11 protein-coding genes are annotated in these 17,262 nt (G+C 65.0%); 6 read left to right on the plus strand and 5 right to left on the minus strand.

Annotation, left to right across the window (positions count from 1 at the left end; genetic code table 11):
* Nucleotides 1–276 precede the first annotated feature (276 nt).
* Nucleotides 277–1,929 (plus strand): M28 family metallopeptidase, encoded by a 1,653-nt coding sequence (locus ACVOL0_RS11410; protein ID WP_481549207.1) that lies wholly within the window; start codon nucleotides 277–279, stop codon nucleotides 1,927–1,929.
* Between the two features lie 72 nt (nucleotides 1,930–2,001).
* On the opposite strand, the gene ACVOL0_RS11415 is transcribed toward ACVOL0_RS11410, so the two are convergent.
* Entirely contained in the window at nucleotides 2,002–3,336 is a 1,335-nt protein-coding gene (locus ACVOL0_RS11415) for an MFS transporter (protein ID WP_481549208.1), read from the minus strand.
* A 199-nt stretch (nucleotides 3,337–3,535) separates the two neighbouring features.
* Between ACVOL0_RS11415 and yedA the strand changes: the two genes are divergently transcribed.
* The gene (yedA, locus tag ACVOL0_RS11420; RefSeq protein ID WP_481549209.1) at nucleotides 3,536–4,438 is read left to right on the plus strand and encodes a drug/metabolite exporter YedA; all 903 of its coding nucleotides are present in this window, start codon (nucleotides 3,536–3,538) and stop codon (nucleotides 4,436–4,438) included.
* On the plus strand, nucleotides 4,435–5,346 hold the full coding sequence (rarD, locus tag ACVOL0_RS11425; RefSeq protein WP_481549210.1) for an EamA family transporter RarD: 912 nt from the start codon (nucleotides 4,435–4,437) through the stop codon (nucleotides 5,344–5,346). The genes yedA and rarD overlap by 4 nt, the downstream gene beginning before the upstream one ends.
* Nucleotides 5,347–5,412: 66 nt before the next feature.
* Here the strand turns inward: rarD and ACVOL0_RS11430 are convergent, their stop codons facing one another.
* Complete coding sequence (locus tag ACVOL0_RS11430) at nucleotides 5,413–7,122, minus strand: M28 family metallopeptidase (protein WP_481549211.1); 1,710 nt, start codon at nucleotides 7,120–7,122, stop codon at nucleotides 5,413–5,415.
* Nucleotides 7,123–7,183: 61 nt separating this feature from the next.
* Nucleotides 7,184–7,837: a DUF4097 family beta strand repeat-containing protein gene (locus ACVOL0_RS11435; protein WP_481549212.1), complete on the minus strand. Its 654-nt coding sequence runs from the start codon at nucleotides 7,835–7,837 to the stop codon at nucleotides 7,184–7,186.
* A 166-nt stretch (nucleotides 7,838–8,003) separates the two neighbouring features.
* On the opposite strand from ACVOL0_RS11435, the gene ACVOL0_RS11440 reads away from it, so the two are divergent.
* Together ACVOL0_RS11440 and ACVOL0_RS11445 are read left to right on the plus strand one after the other, a co-directional pair.
* A complete protein-coding gene (locus ACVOL0_RS11440) occupies nucleotides 8,004–9,230 on the plus strand; it encodes a murein hydrolase activator EnvC family protein (protein ID WP_481549213.1) in 1,227 nt (408 codons plus the stop codon).
* A gap of 116 nt (nucleotides 9,231–9,346) precedes the next feature.
* The gene (locus ACVOL0_RS11445) at nucleotides 9,347–10,765 is read left to right on the plus strand and encodes a S41 family peptidase (protein WP_481549214.1); all 1,419 of its coding nucleotides are present in this window, start codon (nucleotides 9,347–9,349) and stop codon (nucleotides 10,763–10,765) included.
* A 189-nt stretch (nucleotides 10,766–10,954) separates the two neighbouring features.
* On the opposite strand, the gene ACVOL0_RS11450 is transcribed toward ACVOL0_RS11445, so the two are convergent.
* On the minus strand, nucleotides 10,955–11,647 hold the full coding sequence (locus ACVOL0_RS11450) for a rhomboid family intramembrane serine protease (RefSeq protein WP_481549215.1): 693 nt from the start codon (nucleotides 11,645–11,647) through the stop codon (nucleotides 10,955–10,957).
* Nucleotides 11,648–11,848: 201 nt separating this feature from the next.
* Between ACVOL0_RS11450 and ACVOL0_RS11455 the strand changes: the two genes are divergently transcribed.
* The gene (locus ACVOL0_RS11455) at nucleotides 11,849–13,195 is read left to right on the plus strand and encodes an outer membrane protein transport protein (protein ID WP_481532418.1); all 1,347 of its coding nucleotides are present in this window, start codon (nucleotides 11,849–11,851) and stop codon (nucleotides 13,193–13,195) included.
* A 574-nt stretch (nucleotides 13,196–13,769) separates the two neighbouring features.
* On the opposite strand, the gene putA is transcribed toward ACVOL0_RS11455, so the two are convergent.
* A complete protein-coding gene (putA, locus tag ACVOL0_RS11460; protein ID WP_481549216.1) occupies nucleotides 13,770–16,988 on the minus strand; it encodes a bifunctional proline dehydrogenase/L-glutamate gamma-semialdehyde dehydrogenase PutA in 3,219 nt (1,072 codons plus the stop codon).
* Between the last annotated feature and the right edge of the window lie 274 nt (nucleotides 16,989–17,262).

The following is a 17,262-nucleotide window of genomic DNA, read 5'->3' on the forward strand; positions in this document are numbered from 1 at the left end:
CCCCCCCCCCCCCCCCCCCCCCCCCCCCCCCCCCCCCCCCCCCCCCCCCCCCCCCCCCCCCCCCCCCCCCCCCCCCCCCCCCCCCCCCCCCCCCCCCCCCCCCCCCACTACCGCTCCCTCCCTTGCGCGTAGCGCAGGGGAGGGTTGGGGAGGGGTGCTTTTGTGCTGTTGCCGTGGCTGTTGCTTCATCAGCTTCGCGGCTTACGCCGCTCCTACAAGGCCGTTGGCGGTTAGAATCTGCCATTCATTCTGTCGTTGGTAGTTGCCGTGAATCCGATGCGCATCCTGCTGCTGTCTTCCTGCCTGTTTGTCGGTGGCATCGCCTCGGCGGCCAATGACCTGCCCGGCGGCGGCATCGATCCGGAAGCACTGTCACGGCATGTTCGCATCCTGGCCTCGGACGAGTTCGAGGGTCGTGCCCCGGCCTCGGCGGGTGAGCAGCGCACGGTCGACTATCTGGTCGATGAATTCCGCAAGGCCGGCCTGCAGCCCGGTGGCACCGATGGCAGCTGGGTGCAGGAAGTACCGCTGGTGCGGGCAACGGTGGACGGTCCGGTGCAGGCCAGCCTGAGCTTGAATGGCAAGTCGCTGCCCCTGGTCAACGGTGAGGACATCACCCTGCAGAGCCTGAGCCCGTTCGGTGTGGTCGACCAGCAGAACACGCCGCTGGTATTCATCGGCTACGGCATCTCCGCGCCGGAACGGCACTGGGACGACTACAAGGGTCTGGACCTGAGCGGCAAGATCGCCGTCGTGCTGATCAACGATGCCGACTTCGAGGCTGAAACACCGGGTGCGTTCGACGGCAAGGCGGTCACCTACTACGGCCGCTGGACCTACAAGTTCGAGGAAGCCGCACGTCGCGGTGCCGAGGGCGTGCTGATCGTGCACGAGACCGCTCCGGCGGCCTATCCGTGGGCGACGGTGAAGGCTTCCGGTACCTCGCCGCTGTTCGATATCGAGCGCAGCCAGGACGAGGCACAGGCCGCGCATACGCCGGTACGCGGCTGGATGCAGCGGGCCTTGGCCGAACGCATCTTCAGCGCCGCTGGCCTCGATTTCGAGACCGAGAAGCGCAAGGCGATGAAGGCTGACTTCCGTCCTGTCGAGCTCGGCGACGCCAGTCTCACCACCAGCTTCTGGGTCAAGCGTGAGCGCGTGGTCACCCGTAACGTGGTGGCCAAGCTGGAAGGCAGCAGTCATCCGCAGGAATCGGTGATCTTCTCCGCACACTGGGACGCCTTCGGTATCGGCCAGCCGGATGCAAACGGCCAGACCGTGCGCCACGGTGCCATCGACAACGCCACCGGCGTGGCCTCGGTGCTGGAGCTGGGCCGCGTATTCGCCGCCGGCCCGCGCCCGCAGCGCTCGCTGTACTTCATCGCGCTGACGGCCGAAGAGAAGGGTCTGCTCGGTGCCAGTTATTACGCCGCGCACCCGCTGGCGCCGCTGGAGACCACGGCGGCGGTACTGAACATCGAGATGTTCAGTCCGGATGGCGAAACCGCTGATATCGCCACCTGGGGTAATGGCCGCGTGTCATTGGAAGACGATGTGCAGCGCGTGGCTCAGGCGCGTGGCCGCCGCTGGTCGCCGGATCCAAACCTGGAAGCGGGCTTCTTCTACCGCGCCGATCACTTCGCGTTTGCCCGCAAGGGTGTGCCGGCGATCACCGTTGGTGCAGGTCTGGACAAGCTGGACGGCGGTGTCGCCGCTGGCCGCGCGCTGCGTGATGCCTATTTCGCCAAGTGCTACCACCAGGCCTGCGATGCGTGGACGCCGCAATGGGATGCGCGGGGTCTGGCTGCCGATACCCTGCTGGTTTACGACCTGGGCTTGGAGTTGGCCAACAGCCGGCAGTGGCCGATGTGGCAGAAGGGCGCGGAATTCGAGGCTGCGCGAGAAGCCAGTGATGCTGCTCGGCGCTGATTTTTTGCCTCTTGCACGTCATTCCCGCCTGCGCGGGAGTGACGGCATCTGAGCGTAGCCAACGCCAAAGCCTTACCGCCGCGTCCCATCCAACCAGTTCGGTCCCTTGTTCTTCAGAAAGAACACATAGACCACCAGCGACACCGCGATCACCGCAGTGACATAGATGGCGAACGTATCCACATGCCCGGTCTTGAGGGCGCCCTGATACAGCAACGGCGCCGTGCCGCCAAACAATGAATTGGCCATTGCATAGCCAAAACCAACGCCCAAGGCACGCACATGCGTGGGGAACAGCTCGGCCTTCACCACGGCGTTGATCGAGGTGTAGCCGGTCAGGATGACGAAGCCAATCGCCAGCACCAGGAAGGCCATCAGCGGATCGTGCTGCTGCGGCAGTTGGGTGATCATGTACCAGCTGTAGAGCACGCCGCCGACGCCGAAGAACACCAGCAGGCTCTTGCGTCCGACAATGTCCGACAGCCAGCCGCCAAGCGGCTGCAGCAGCATCAGAAAGGTCAGCACGCCCAGATTGATCATGGTGCCGGTCATCACGTCGTCGCCGGCGAAGGCGCTCTGGATCATCTTCGGGCCATTCACCGAGTAGGTGTAGAAGGCGACCGTGCCGCCGGCGGTGATCAGGAAGCACAGCAGCAGCGGTCGCCATTGATGCGCGAACAGTTCGTACATCGAGCCGGAGGCCTTGGCGCGGCCTTCTTTTGCGGCTTCGATGGAATCGGCGGTCAGCGATTCGTCCATGCTCCGGCGCAGCCAGAACACCACGATGGCGGCAATGCCGCCGATCGCGAAGGCGATGCGCCAGCCCCAGGCCGAGATCTCGGGTTTGTCCCACAGCAGCAACATGCCAAGCAGGGTCAGCTGGGCCAGCACGTGGCCGCCGACCAGGGTGACGTAGTGGAACGAGGACAGGAAGCCACGCCGGCCGGGGATGGCCGCCTCGGACATGTACGTGGCGCTGGTGCCGTACTCGCCGCCGGTGGCGAAGCCCTGTGCCAGCCGCGCGAACAGCAGGACCAACGCCGCGGCGCCACCAATCTGCGATGCGGTCGGGGTGATGGCGATCAGGAACGAGCAGGCTGCCATCACCGTCACTGATACCGTCAAGGCGCGGCGGCGGCCGTAGCGGTCTGCGAAGCGGCCGAAGTACCAGGCGCCGATCGGCCGCATCAGGAACGTCGCCGCGAAGATCGCCCACACATAGATCGTGGAGTTCTTGTCCGCCGCCGAGAAGAACTGCGATTCGAAATACACCGCGAACACCGAGTACACATAGACGTCATACCACTCGACCAGATTGCCGGCCGAGCCCTTCAAGGTATTGGAGATGGAGCGGCGCAGGGCGGCGCGTTCGGAGCCTGCCGGCAGGTTGGCGGTAGGAATGCTCATGCAGATGCTGTCCTGGCTGGATGGCCGATGACCCGGCGATGCACGCACTGCTGGCGTGACGGTTGCCTTCAAGCTACCGCAGACCGTGTATGGATGATGTAGGTGCTCTGCCAAACGAATACAGCATGCTGTTTTTCAGACTGATCTCTGCGCCGCTGTGCCCTAGAATTCACCTTCCCCCGAATGGTGGCACCGCCTCATGTCCTCCCCCGACTCCACACCGGCTGCTCCTCCCAGGGGTGGCCTTGTAGTTCTGGCCTTGTTCCTGGTCTACGTGGTGTGGGGATCGACCTATCTCGGCATCCATCTGGCGCTGGAAAGCGGCCTGCCGCCGCTGACGGTGATCTCCGGCACGCGCTTTGTCATTGCCGGCAGCGTGCTCTATGCCTTGCTGCGCTGGCGCGGTGTGGCCGCCCCGACCCGCGCGCAATGGAAGACGCTGGCAGTGATGGGCCTGTGTCTGTTGTTCCTTGGCAACGGCATGGTGGTGCTGGCCGAACGCGATGTCTCGTCCGGTCTGGCGGCAGTGGCGGTGGCCTCGGTGCCGTTGTGGATGGCCTTGTTTTCGGCCATCCGTGGCGACAAGGTCACCCGCGGCGAATGGCTGGGTATTGCCGTTGGCTTCGTCGGTGTGGTCTGGCTCAACGCCGGCAGCAGCCTGACCGCAACGCCGACCGGTTTGATCCTGCTGCTGATCGCGCCGCTGGGCTGGGCCTTCGGCTCGATCTGGTCGCGCGGACGTGACCTGCCATCGCCGTTCATGACCGCCGCCGGACAGATGCTGTGTGGCGGCGTGATCCTGGTCTGTGCCGGCCTGCTGCGCGGTGAACGCATCAGCGCCTGGCCCCGCCTGCAGGGGCTGTTGTCGGTGAGCTACCTGACTGTATTCGGCTCGATCATCGCCTTCACTGCCTATGTATGGCTGCTGCACAACGTGCGTCCGGTGTTGGCCAGCAGCTATGCCTACGTCAATCCGGTGATTGCCGTGGCGCTGGGTGCATGGATTGCACATGAGCGTTTCAGTCTTTCCGATCTCGGTGCGATGGCGGTGATTCTGGCCGGCGTCGTTGTCATCACGCTTGCAAGGCTGCGTCGCGCATGAACAGCAACAGCGAACACCGTAACGGCCTGTGGGCCATCACCCTTGCCTTCGTGATCTGGGGCCTGTTTCCGCTGTACTGGCACCTGCTCAAGGAGGTGCCGTCGTTCCTGATCATCGCCCATCGCATTGTCTGGAGCGCGGTGCTGCTGGTTGGTGGGCTGAGCATCGTGCGCGGCTGGGGCTGGCTGACGGAGGTATGGGCAACGCCGCGGCGGTTCTGGCTGCTGGGTCTGTCCAGCCTGTTGATCGCGCTGAACTGGAGCCTGTACATCTGGGCGGTGAATGCCGGCCACGTGGTGGAAACCAGCCTGGGCTATTTCATCAATCCGTTGTTGAGCGTGCTGCTGGGCGTCGTGGTGCTGGGCGAACGCCTGGGCAAGCTGCAGTGGCTGGCGGTAGCGCTGGCGGCGCTGGGCGTGGCCTGGCTGACCTGGCAGAGCGGGCGTCCGCCGTGGATCGCCATTGGCCTGTCCATCACCTTTGGGCTGTATGGTCTGCTGCGCAAGCTGGTGGTGGTGGATGCGGTGAGCGGGCTGGGCGTGGAAAGCCTGTTCATGGTGGCACCGGCGCTGGCCTATGTGCTCTGGGCCGAGAACGGGCATGGTGGTGGTTTCATTTCCGGCTGGGGCCTGGGCAACGACGTGCTGCTGGTACTGGCCGGTGCGGTCAGCGCTATCCCGTTGATTGCCTTTGCCTTCGGTGTGCGGCGGGTGCCGCTGACCGTGGTTGGACTGCTGCAGTACATCGCCCCGACCCTGCAGTTCCTGGTCGGCGTGCTGGTGTTCCGCGAGGCTTTCAATGCCAGCCAGTTGGTTGGCTTCTGCCTGATCTGGGCCGGGCTGGTGGTGTTTGCGGTGGCCGGCGTGCGCAAGGCGCGCATGGCACGTGCGGAGGCACCGGCCGCGTAAGCGACGTAGCCATGCACAAACAAGAACGGCGCCCAACGGCGCCGTTCTCTCGCGATCAGCAGCGGCTTACTTGGCTGCGTTGCTGTCCTTGTTCTTCATCATCGCGTCGCGGTTGGCCTTGAAGGGATTGCCTTCATACCAGTTCGGCCAGGCATCGCCGCCGGCCAGCTGCTGGCCAACGCCGTATAGCAGTTCCAGGTCTTCGACGACGCCGTCGAGCTTCCAGGTGGCCGGGTCGTACTCGTCCTTCGGGCCGTGGTAGCGGTCCTTGCCATAGGCTTCGGCCGCGCGCTTGCCGGCTTCGACGCCACCGTCGATCAGGTCTTCGCCGCCATCGGCATACAGTGCCGGCACGCCGGCCTTGGCAAAGTTGAAGTGATCGGAGCGGAAGTAGAAGCCGCTCTGCACCGAGCTTTCCGCGTGCAGGGTACGGCCCTGCTTGGCGGCCAGCGGCTTGAGCAGGTCTTCCAGCTCGGAGCTGCCAAAGCCCGTGACGGTGAGGTCACGCGCACGGCCATTGACCGACATCGCATCGATGTTGATCACGCCGGCAATCTTGTCCAGCGGGAAGGTCGGGTGGTTCACGTAGTACTGCGAACCGAGCAGGCCCGATTCCTCCAGGGTCACTGCCAGGAACACCACCGAGCGTTCCGGCGGGGTCTGCTGATGGGCCATCGCATCGGCCACTTCAAGAATGCCGGCCACGCCGGTCGCATTGTCGACCGCGCCGTTGTAGATGTTGTCGCCGGTTTCACCCTCGTGCTTGCCGAGGTGATCCCAGTGCGCCATGTACAGCACGGCTTCGTCGGCACGCTTGCTGCCTGGCAGCACGCCGACCACGTTGCGCGACTTCTTCTGCGCGATGGTGCTCTTCAGGTCCAGCGACAGGCTGGCATTCAACGGTGCCGGCTTGAAGCCGCGCTTGCTGGCGTCCTTGTAGGCCTTGTCCAGATTCAGCCCGGCATCGGCAAACAGCTTGCGGGCAGCCTCGGCGCTGAGCCAGCCCTGTGCCTGCAGGCGCGGCTGGCTGTCTTCGGCGGCCGGCAGGTCGTACTGCGCGCCGCCCCAGGAGTTCTTCACCACATCCCAGCCATAGGAGGCACCGGCGCTGTCGTGCACGATCAGCGCAGCGGCGGCACCCTTGCGCGCGGCCTCCTCGAACTTGTACGTCCAGCGCCCGTAATAGGTCATGCGCTTGCCGTCGAACAACTTGGCATCGTTGGTGTGGAAGCCCGGGTCGTTGACGAACATCACCACGGTCTTGCCCTTCCAATCCTGGCCGCTGTAGTCGTTCCAGTTCTGCTCGGGTGCGTCCACGCCGTAACCAACGAAGACCAGCTCGCTGTTGTCGATCTTGATTTCCGGCTGGCCGCTGCGGGTACCGATCACCATGTCGGTGCCGAACACCAGGTCACGGCTGGCCTGGCCCTGCTGGATCTTCAGCACGGTGCTGGGATCTGCCGTGGTTTCGGTCATCGGCACTTCCTGGAACCAGCTGTCGCCGTTGCCCGGCTGCAGGCCGATGCGCTGCATCTGGTCGCGGATGTAGTTGACCGTCAGTTCTTCGCCATTGCTGCCGGGGGCACGGCCTTCGAATTCATCCGAGGCCAGGGTCTTCACCAGCTCGCCGAAGTCGGCAGCATTGATGCCACCGGCAAAGGTATGGGCCGGGGCCGGTGCAGGGGCGGGCGCGGAGGCCGCCGGTGCCGGGGCCTCCTGCTTGCAGGCGGCCAGCGCCGCGGTGGCGGCCAGGCACAACAACAGTTTGCGTTGCATGAGAACTCCGGGTTGCAAGATCGAACCCGGATTCTAGGCAGGATTGGCCTGCAATGCGCGTTCAGCGTGGCGCGGTTTCACTGTCGAAACGTTGCGGCGTGGCGCCGGTCACAGGACCGATGCGTGCCGAGTCGTGTACCAGCAGCACGACCTCGCGCTCGAACACCAGCGGGCCTTCGACCACCGCGTTCGGGCCGATGACGATCCGCGGCTTGCGCGGTGCGGTCAGCGAAATGCCGAACGAAGGACGATTGACCTTGATGCCGCCCTTGACCACTGAATCGATGCCAACGGTGATATCGCCATTGACGGTTTCGATATCGCCCCCCAGTTGCACGGCGACCAGGCCGATGCTGCCGTTGACGGTTTCGATACTGCCGCCGATGCGGCTGCCGCGGTCCACATAGATGCCGCCGTTGACGGTGTCCAAGCCGCGCGTCAAAACCAGGTTGCGGCCGCCGTGGATGCCGCCGTTGACCGTCTCAATATTGCGCGCCTGCACATTGTCTTCGGCGCGTACGCTGCCGTTCACGGTTTCAACGCCGCGTGCCTGTACCCCGGCGGCCAGCTTGATGCTGCCATTGACCGTTTCCAGGTCGCCATAGGTGGCGCCGGCATCGGTCTGGATGCTGCCATTGACCTTGCTGATGTCGTCGGCGGCCAGCGCCAGTGGGGCATTCGCGCTCAGCAGCAGAAGTAGAAATAGACGTTTCATGAGATCTCCACTGTGGAAATGCCGATGGACTGGGCGGCATGGCACCACGCTTGGGTACAATCCGCATCTGCCTGAAGTCACTGGAACCTCTTTGCGCCAGCCCGGTCACCAGCCTTGCCCCCAACGGCGTGCAGCCCTGCCGCCATGGCGCGGTGCCTGCCTGTTGATGCTGGGCGTGTTGCTGGCTGGTCCATTATCGGCGCAGAACAGCTCGCGCGACACCGAGAAAAAGCTGCAGCAGCTGCGTGGCGAGATCAAAGGCGTTGCCCAGGAGCGGCGCCAGCTGGAAGGGCAGCGCGGTGAGGCAAGCCAGCGCCTGCGCGAGGCCGACCAGAAGGTCGCCCGCAGCGGCCGTGCGGTGGCCGAAGCCGAGGCAGCGGTGCAGCGTGAGCAACAATCATTGGCGGCCCTGCAACAACGCCGGACCACGCTGGAAAGCGGCCTGGCCCAGCAGCGCCGGCAACTGGCAACCCTGTTGCGCGGTGCCTACCAGCTGGGCAATCACGCGCCACTGAAGCTGCTGCTGTCGCAGGACAGCGTGGCCGATGCCAATCGCGAACTGGCCTATCACCGTTACCTGCAGCGCGAGCGGGCAAGGGCAATCACCGGCCTGACCAGCGACCTGCAGGCGCTGACCAGCACCGAGCAGCAGATCCTTGCCCGCAGCAAGGAGCTGGAGCAGGCCCGCGAGCAGCAGCGCCAGCAGGCTGCAGCCCTGGTCCAGGACCGTCGCCAGCGCGCCAGCGTGCTGAGCGAGCTGGATACCCGCTATCAGGATCGCAGCGAGCGCGAAAAGGCCCTGGGCAAGGACGCGCGCGCGCTTGAGCAGGTGCTGGCCAGCCTGCGTGCCGCTGCCGCCCGCGCCGAAGCCGAGCGCCGCGCGGCGGCCCGTCGTGCGGCCGAGCAGGCCCGGCAGGCTGCGGCCGCCAACAACGGCACCGCGCGCACGCCGGCCCGGGCCACACCGGGCAAGGTGCCGCCGCGGGTGGTCGCCAACGCACCTGCACCGCGCGTGGGCGGCCTGGGGTGGCCGTTGTCGGGCAATCTGCTGGCCCGCTACGGCGGTCGCCTGCCGGATGGTCGCAACAGCGCCGGCGTGCTGATCGGTGCGCCGGCCGGCAGCACGGTAACCGCCGTGGCCGATGGCACGGTGGTGTTCTCCGACTGGATGACCGGCTACGGCATGATCCTGATCGTCGATCACGGCAACGGCTATATGAGCTTGTACGCGCACAACGACACCCTGCTGAAGGACGCCGGCGCCAGCATCAAGCGGGGCGATGCGGTGGCCAAGGTTGGCAACTCCGGTGGCCAGGGTGTGACCGCGCTGTATTTTGAGCTGCGCCGCAACGGCCAGCCGGTGGATCCCTCGACCTGGTTGCAGCGGCAGTAACGCCCGCTGAGCGCTGGCGCAGGCGGCTGCGCCGGTTCAACAAGAATTTAGCTGGGCTTCGCGCATAATCGGGGCCAGCGCGGTTATTGCGCATCCGTTTTCTCATGGAGTGGTTCATGCGTGTAGCCCGTCTTGCTGCTGCCCTGCTGTTGGCCCTGTCACCGGCTGTTGCATTGGCCCAGAGCGCCCCGGACAAGGTGTCCAAGGCGGACGATCCCGATGCCAAGGAATCAGTCACCTCGCGCGTCCCCCTGGATGAGATCCGCCGCTTCGTAGGTGTCTACAACGCCGTACGTGCGGCCTATGTGGACCCGGTGGATGACAAGAAACTGATGCAGTCGGCCGTGCGCGGCCTGCTGCTGGAGCTGGACCCACACAGCACCTACTTCAACAAGGAAGACGCAGAAGCCTTTGACGAGCAGACCAACGGCGCCTACGAAGGCATCGGCGTGGAGGTGCTGCAGCAGGACAACACCTTGAAGGTGGTATCGCCGATCGACGACACCCCGGCCGCGCGTGCCGGGCTGAAGGCCGGCGACCTGATCGTGGCCATCGATGGCACCCCGATCAATGCCATCGATGCCAGCGAACCGCTGCGCGGCAAGGCTGGCAGCAGCGTGGTGTTGACCATCGCCCGTGGCGAGCAGAAGCCCTTCGATGTCACCGTGATGCGCGAGACCATCCGCGTTACCAGCGTGCGCAGCAAGATGCTGGAGCCGGGTTATGGCTACATCCGCATCAGCACCTTCCAGGCCGACACCGGCGCCGATTTCCAGAAGCAGTTGAACCAGCTGCAGGCGCAGGCCGGCGGCAAGTTGAAGGGTCTGGTGCTGGACCTGCGCAGCAATCCTGGCGGCCTGCTCACCGCTGCCGTGCAGGTGGCGGATGATCTGTTGGAGAAGGGCGGCATCGTCAGTACCCGCGGCCGCATCTCGATCAGCGATGCCAAATTCGACGCCACCCCGGGCGACCTGCTCAAGGGCGCACCGATGGTGGTATTGGCCGACGCTGGCTCGGCCAGTGCCTCGGAAGTGCTTGCCGGTGCTTTGCGTGACAACGGCCGCGCCCGCGTGGTCGGCAGCCGCACTTTCGGCAAGGGCTCAGTGCAGACCGTGCTGCCGCTGGACAACGGCGACTCGGTCAAGCTGACCACCGCCCGCTACTACACCCCCAGCGGCCGTTCGATCCAGGCCACCGGCATCCTGCCGGATGTGGAACTGACACCTGATCCGGCCGATGCGCCCAACGACCTGCCGGCCAGCCTCAGCGACTACAGCGAAGCCAAGCTGCCCGGGCATCTGCGTGGCGATGACGAAGCGGTTGGCAGCAAGGCCGGCGTGGTGTTGCCGGGCGATGCCCCGATCCAGTCGGCGTTGCAGGAACTCAAGCACCCCGGCTCGGTAGCGGCGGCGCAGGCAGCGGTGGCAAAAGCCAAGCCGAAGCCTGCCAGCGCCGCAGCCAAGCCGGCTGCACCGGCCGAGGCTGCAAAGCCGGAAGCCTCGGAAAAGCCCGCCGCCGAAGAAAAACCCCTGTAGTGCCGAGCCATGCTCGGCAGGGGCTTCACCGGCAATATTTCCGCGTAGTGCCGAGCCATGCTCGGCAGCAGCTTTACCGGTAAGGCCCCAGCCGAACATGGTTCGGCTCTACCCAAGGCATGGCCCTCCCGCGATCTGATCGATCGCGGGCCTCGCGGCTGACGCCGCTCCCACAAAAAACAGGCAGGGCTAGAAACCCTTGCGCTTGCGCAGACGTCTGGCGATGGCTGCACGCACATACAGCCCATAGGCCACGCCAAACAGGAAGCCAGCCACATGCGCCGACCAGGCCACCATGCCGAAGCTGGGGCCGATATAGGCGAACACCACCTGCAGGGCCGCCCACACGCCGATCAGCAGGAAGGCCGGTGCACGCACGAATTCCAGGAACAGGCCCAGCGGCAGCACCACGCCCAGCTTGGCGCGCGGGAACAGGGTCAGATACGTGCCCATCAGTGCCGACACCGCGCCACTGGCACCGATGATGGTGCGTTCGGGCGAACCGATCACATACAGCGCGGCCAGATTGGCGATGGCGCCGCCAAACAGGAACAGCAACAGCAGGCGCCACGGCCCCAGTACGCGCTCGGCCGGCAGGCCGAAGATCAACAGGAACACCAGGTTGCCGAGTAGATGCGACCAGTCGGCGTGCAGAAACAAGGCGGTGAACAACCTTAATACGCTGCCATCGCTGAGCGCCGCCCACCAGTCCCGGCTGCTTCCCAGCCCCGTAGCCAGGGCGCCCCAGTCCAACCACAGCGTGCGTCGCGCCTCACCTGGCCGAGAGATTGACCACAGGAAGGCCGCCAGCAAGGCCAGGCACAGCAAGGGTACTGCCCAGCGCAGGCCTGACTTATTTCTGGAAGGAATGGAGACGAACATGAGTCTGGAAGCCTAACCCGGCAATGCCCGGCGCGGGCTGGGAATATGTCTTACGTCGTTATTGTTTAGTTAACCAGCGTGGGTGATACTGCATACGGCGTCGTATGTCGGGAGGGGACTCCGGCGCACTGTCAAGTAGCTTGCTACTTGGGAGTGCAGGCGCAAAAACGACCATTACCGTTTACGGAGAGAGCTTCCACCATGACTGCTTCTGCTATTGCCCGCGTAACCGCACTTGCTGTCGGCATCGCCGGCGCCCTCGCTTTCAGCCACGCCAATGCAGCTGCCTTCCAGCTGAAGGAAAACAGCGCTAAGGGCCTCGGCCGCGCTTTCGCCGGTTCCGGCAGCGCCGAGGGCGATGCATCCATCATCGCCGTCAACCCGGCCGGCATGCGCCAGTTGGACGGCCGCGTCATCCAGGGTGACCTGAGCGCGATCAGCTTCTCGGCTGAGTTCAAGGGCAGCGGGCGCACCCCTGTCGGTACGCCCGCCACCGGTGGTAACGGCGGCGATGCAGGCATGATCGCTCCGGTTCCTGCTGCTTATTTCCATATGCCGTTCGGCGAAAACGACAACATGCACTTCGGTGTGTCGTTGACCGCTCCGTTCGGTTTCAAGACCGAATACGACAACGGTTGGGTGGGGCGCTACAGCGGCCTGAAAACCGACCTGAAGGCCGTCGATCTCGGCTTTGCAGCCTCGTATGACGTCAACCCGTATGTCTCGTTCGGCGCCTCGGTGTTCGTTGAGCACCTGACCATTGAACTGAGCAACGCAATCGACTTCGGTACCGCGCTGGCCCAGAAGCGCGTCCCGGGTTTTGCTCCGGGCAGCGCCGACGGCCGCTTGACCGTTGAAGGCGATAACAATGCCGTGGGTTACACCGTCGGTGGCTTGTTCAGCGTGGACGAGAACACCCACATCGGTATCAGCTACCGTTCCAAGGTTGAGCACAAGATCACCGGCGGCGATGCGACCTTCAATGTGCCGGGCAACGCTGCCGCTGTGCTGGCCGTCGCCCAGCCGGGCCAGTTCGTCACCACCAAGGGCAAGGCCACGGTGACCATGCCGGCTTCTGCCACCCTGAGCGTGACCCACAAGGTCAATGACCGTTGGACCGTGATGGGCGATGTAAGCCGCACCGCGTGGTCCACCGCGTTTGACACCGTGGTCATCGACTACGCGTCGAACCAGCCCAATTCCGAGCTGGAGTTCGGCTACCGCGATACCACCTTCGTGTCGCTGGGTACCGATTACAAGCTGAGCGATACGCTCACCCTGCGTGGTGGTGTTGCGCTGGACCAGACCCCGACCACCGACGCACATCGTGACGTGCGTGTGCCGGACACCAGCCGCAAGTGGCTGTCGCTGGGTGTTGGCTGGACGCCGTCCGCGAACACCGAGTGGAACTTCGGCTACACCCATCTGTTCACCAGCGATCCGAACATTTCGGTGAAGCCGACCACCAACAACCAGGGCAATTCGCTGACCGGCAAGTACAAGGTCCGCGGCGACGTGTTGGCGGTGTCGTACCAGTACAAGTTCTAAGCGAACCTGTAATTGATGCATGCAGAAAGCCCCGCGCAAGCGGGGCTTTTTGTTTGTGTGGTTGCACGGCAAGGCAGCCATGCATTTGTGGGAGCGGCGTAAGCCGCGAAGCTGGCATCAATGAAATCACCGATGCCGCTGTAATCAGTTGAATCATCTGCTTCGCGGCTTACGCCGCTCCTACAAGGCTGTCGCACTACCGGGAAAGCCGCTGCCGAGCATGGCTCGACACTACGCTCCCTCCTTTTCGCGTAGCGAAGGGGAGGGCAGGGGTAGGTCTTCGTAAGGAAAAAACCGTTTGAAGCAGCGATTGTGGGAGCGGCGTCAGCCGCGAAGCAGATGGTTGACCAGGTGTTAGATATGGCGGCAGTTTCAATGATGCCGGCTTCGCGGCTTGCGCCGCTCCCACAGTCATTGCGGTGCTGCTGCGTTGCCGGGAAAGCCGCTGCCGAGCATGGCTCGGCACTACGTCCCCTCCCTTTCGCGTAGCGAAGGGGAGGGATGGGGAGGTTTTTGCAGGGCAAAGAAAAACCCCGCTTGCGCGGGGTTTTTCTCAATCACGGCACGATTGGAATCAATCGCCCAGGGTCAGCAGCGAGGCGTTGCCGCCGGCGGCGGTGGTGTTCACCGTCACCGTCTTCTCGGTGGCGAAGCGCAGCAGGTAGTGCGGGCCGCCGGCCTTGGGGCCGGTGCCGGACAGGCCCTGGCCACCGAACGGCTGCACGCCGACCACCGCGCCGATCTGGTTGCGGTTGACGTAGACGTTGCCAACGTTGACGCGCGCAGCGATGCGATCAACGGTTTCATCGATGCGCGAATGCACGCCCAGGGTCAGGCCGTAGCCGGTGGCGTTGATCTGGTCGATCACCGCATCCAGCTGATCGGCCTTCCAGCGGATCACGTGCAACACCGGCCCGAAGATTTCCTTGTGCAGCTGGTTCAGGTCCTTCAGCTCATACGCACGCGGGGCGAAGAAGGTGCCGTGTGCGGCAGCTTCGGACAGCGGTGCGGCGGCGATCAGGCGCGCTTCGGCATCCATGCGCACGGCGTGGTCCTTGAGGATCTGCAGCGCGTCGGCGTCGATGACCGGGCCGACGTCGGTGGACAGTTCGCCCGGGTCGGCAACCTTCAGTTCGGCCATCGCGCCGGACAGCATGCCCATCACCTTGTCGGCGATGTCGTCCTGCACGAACAGCACGCGCGCTGCCGAGCAACGCTGGCCGGCCGAGGTGAAGGCCGAGCCGATGGCGTCCTTGACCAACTGTTCCGGCAACGCCGAGGAGTCGGCGATGAAGGCGTTCTGGCCACCGGTCTCGGCGATCAGCACGCCGATGGCGGCATCGCGTGCGGCCATCGCGCGGTTGATGGCGCGGGCGGTCTCGGTGGAGCCGGTGAAGGCCACGCCAGCCACGCGCGGGTCGGCGGTCAGCGCGGCACCGACGGTGGCACCGTCGCCCGGCAGGAACTGCAGCACGCCTTCCGGCACGCCTGCGTCGAGCAGCAGCTTCACGGCGTAGTAGCCGATCAGGTTGGTCTGCTCGGCCGGCTTGGCGATGACGCTGTTGCCAGCGGCCAGGGCGGCGGCGACCTGGCCGAGGAAGATCGCCAGCGGGAAGTTCCACGGGCTGATGCAGACGAAGACGCCACGGCCGTGCAGCTGCAGCTCGTTGCTTTCGCCGGTCGGGCTCGGCAGCTTCTCGGCGGTGCCGAACTGCTCGCGTGCCTGCTTGGCGTAGTAGCGCAGGAAGTCGACTGCTTCACGCACTTCGGCGACGCCGTCGGGCAGGCTCTTGCCGGCTTCCTTCACGCACAGCGCCATGAACTCGGCGATGCGCGCTTCAAGCTGGTCGGCGGCGTGCTCGAGGATGGCGGCGCGGCTGGCGGCCGGGGTGCGGTTCCAGGCTGGCTGGGCGGCCACGGCATTGGCCAGCGCCTTCTGCACGGTGGCGGCATCGGCAGCCTGCCAGTGACCGACGACCTGGCGGTTGTCGGCCGGGTTGACCACCGGCTGCGACGGCGTGCCCGGGGCCACGCCCTGCACCAGCGGGGTCGCCTGCCACGGCTTGATAGCGGCGTTGAGCTGCTCGGCCAGGGCGCGCAGTTCGTTGTCGTTGGCGAGGTTGATGCCCATGGAGTTGGTCCTGTCGTGGTTCTGGCTGCGCAGCAAATCAACCGGCAGCGGGATCTTGGGGTGCGGGATGGAGGCGAACGAAGACACGGCTTCGACCGGATCGCGGATCAGGTCGTCGATGGACACGTCTTCATCGGTGATGCGGTTGACGAAGCTGGAGTTGGCGCCGTTCTCCAGCAGGCGACGCACCAGGTAGGGCAGCAGGTCTTCGTGCGATCCCACCGGTGCGTACACGCGGCAGGGCACGTTCAGACGATCAGCCGGAATCACCTCGGCATACAGGTCATCGCCCATGCCGTGCAGCTTCTGGTGCTCGTACACGCCGCCCTTGGCGATCTGCTTGATCGTGGCGATGGTGGCCGCGTTATGGGTGGCGAACATCGGGTAGATCGCGTCGCTGTGGCCGAACAGACGCTTGGCGCAGGCGATGTAGGACACATCGGTGTTCTGCTTGCGGGTGAACACCGGGTAGCCGGGCAGGCCTTCGATCTGCGCGCGCTTGATTTCCGCATCCCAGTACGCGCCCTTGACCAGGCGCACCTGCAGCTTGTGGCCGATGCGGCGGGCCAGGTCGGCGAGGTAATCGATCGTGTACGGCGTGCGCTTCTGGTAGGACTGCACGACGATGCCGAAGCCCGCCCAGCCCTTCAGCGACGGATCGCTGACCACGCGCTCGATGATGTCCAGCGACAGTTCCAGGCGGTCGCTTTCCTCGGCGTCGACGGTGCAGCCGATGCCGTAGGACTTGGCCAGCTGCGCCAGTTCCAGCACGCCCGGTACCAGATCCTTCAATACGCGCTCGCGCTTGGCGTGTTCATAGCGCGGGTACAGCGCCGACAGCTTGATCGAGATGCCGTGTGACTTGGTCACGTCGCCGTCGGCCTTGCCGCCACGGGCGATGTTGTCGCCGCCGATCGCGTGGATGGCACGGCGGTAATCTTCCAGGTAGCGCAGCGCGTCCTTCATGGTCAGCGCGCCTTCGCCGAGCATGTCGAAGGAGTAGCGGTAGTTGCTGTTGTCGCCCTTGTGCGAGCGCGACAGCGCTTCGTCGATGGTGCGGCCCATGACGAACTGGTGGCCCATGATCTTCATCGCCTGACGCACGGCCAAGCGGATCACCGGCTCGCCAACGCGGCCGATCAGGCGCTTGAACGCGCCATGCACGTCGCGCTTGGTGGCATCGGCCAGATCAACCAGATGACCGGTCAGCATCAGGCCCCAGGTCGAGGCATTGACCAGCACCGAGTCGGACTGGCCCATGTGGCGCTTCCAGTCGGCTTCGCCCAGCTTGTCGCGGATCAGCTTGTCGGCCGTTTCCTGGTCCGGAATGCGCAGCAGGGCTTCGGCCACGCACATCAGCAGCACGCCTTCTTCGCTGCCCAGGTCGTACTGGCGCATGAAGGCCTCGATCGCGCCCTGGTTCTTGGCGCGGGCGCGCACGCGGCGCACCAGGTCGGCGGCGGTGGCTTGTACCTGTGCCTGCTCGGCGGCCGGCAGGCGCGCCTGTTCCAGCAGTTCACGTACGTGGCTGGTTTCGTCTTTCAACCAGGCATCGGTAATGGCCTGGCGCAGCGCGGGCGGCGCCGGCGGTAGCTCAGGCGTCAGCAGCGGCGGGGCCGGCGACGTAGGGGAGGCGACATCAGGAGAAGGTGTTGCGTTCATGCGCTCGGCCACAGTTGGATTCGGCCATTTTAATCTTCGGTGGCGGATTTCCTAGTCCCCTGCGGGCGTCTGTTTGCGGCCTGAAAGCACTGGCCTGTGGGCGCTTTCGCAATACTTAACGAGTCAAATTAAATTGTGCCGATTCCGGCATCTAAATCGACGTGCTTGGACGATATGGGCACAGTTTTGATGTGCACTGCAGCATTGATGACGATGATGAATGGAAGCTTGCCGGGCGTGTGCGGGCAGGGCTACCATCGAACTCGATTTCCGC

The organism is Stenotrophomonas sp. STEN021, assembly GCF_056760175.1.

Excerpts from the sequence above, each read along its gene's own strand:
- ACVOL0_RS11410 (WP_481549207.1), top strand. The coding sequence starts at position 277 with ATGCGCATCCTGCTGCTGTCTTCCTGCCTGTTTGTCGGTGGCATCGCC.
- ACVOL0_RS11415 (WP_481549208.1), bottom strand. The coding sequence starts at position 3,336 with ATGAGCATTCCTACCGCCAACCTGCCGGCAGGCTCCGAACGCGCCGCC.
- yedA (WP_481549209.1), top strand. The coding sequence starts at position 3,536 with ATGTCCTCCCCCGACTCCACACCGGCTGCTCCTCCCAGGGGTGGCCTT.
- rarD (WP_481549210.1), top strand. The coding sequence starts at position 4,435 with ATGAACAGCAACAGCGAACACCGTAACGGCCTGTGGGCCATCACCCTT.
- ACVOL0_RS11430 (WP_481549211.1), bottom strand. The coding sequence starts at position 7,122 with ATGCAACGCAAACTGTTGTTGTGCCTGGCCGCCACCGCGGCGCTGGCC.
- ACVOL0_RS11435 (WP_481549212.1), bottom strand. The coding sequence starts at position 7,837 with ATGAAACGTCTATTTCTACTTCTGCTGCTGAGCGCGAATGCCCCACTG.
- ACVOL0_RS11440 (WP_481549213.1), top strand. The coding sequence starts at position 8,004 with ATGCTGGGCGTGTTGCTGGCTGGTCCATTATCGGCGCAGAACAGCTCG.
- ACVOL0_RS11445 (WP_481549214.1), top strand. The coding sequence starts at position 9,347 with ATGCGTGTAGCCCGTCTTGCTGCTGCCCTGCTGTTGGCCCTGTCACCG.
- ACVOL0_RS11450 (WP_481549215.1), bottom strand. The coding sequence starts at position 11,647 with ATGTTCGTCTCCATTCCTTCCAGAAATAAGTCAGGCCTGCGCTGGGCA.
- ACVOL0_RS11455 (WP_481532418.1), top strand. The coding sequence starts at position 11,849 with ATGACTGCTTCTGCTATTGCCCGCGTAACCGCACTTGCTGTCGGCATC.
- putA (WP_481549216.1), bottom strand. The coding sequence starts at position 16,988 with ATGAACGCAACACCTTCTCCTGATGTCGCCTCCCCTACGTCGCCGGCC.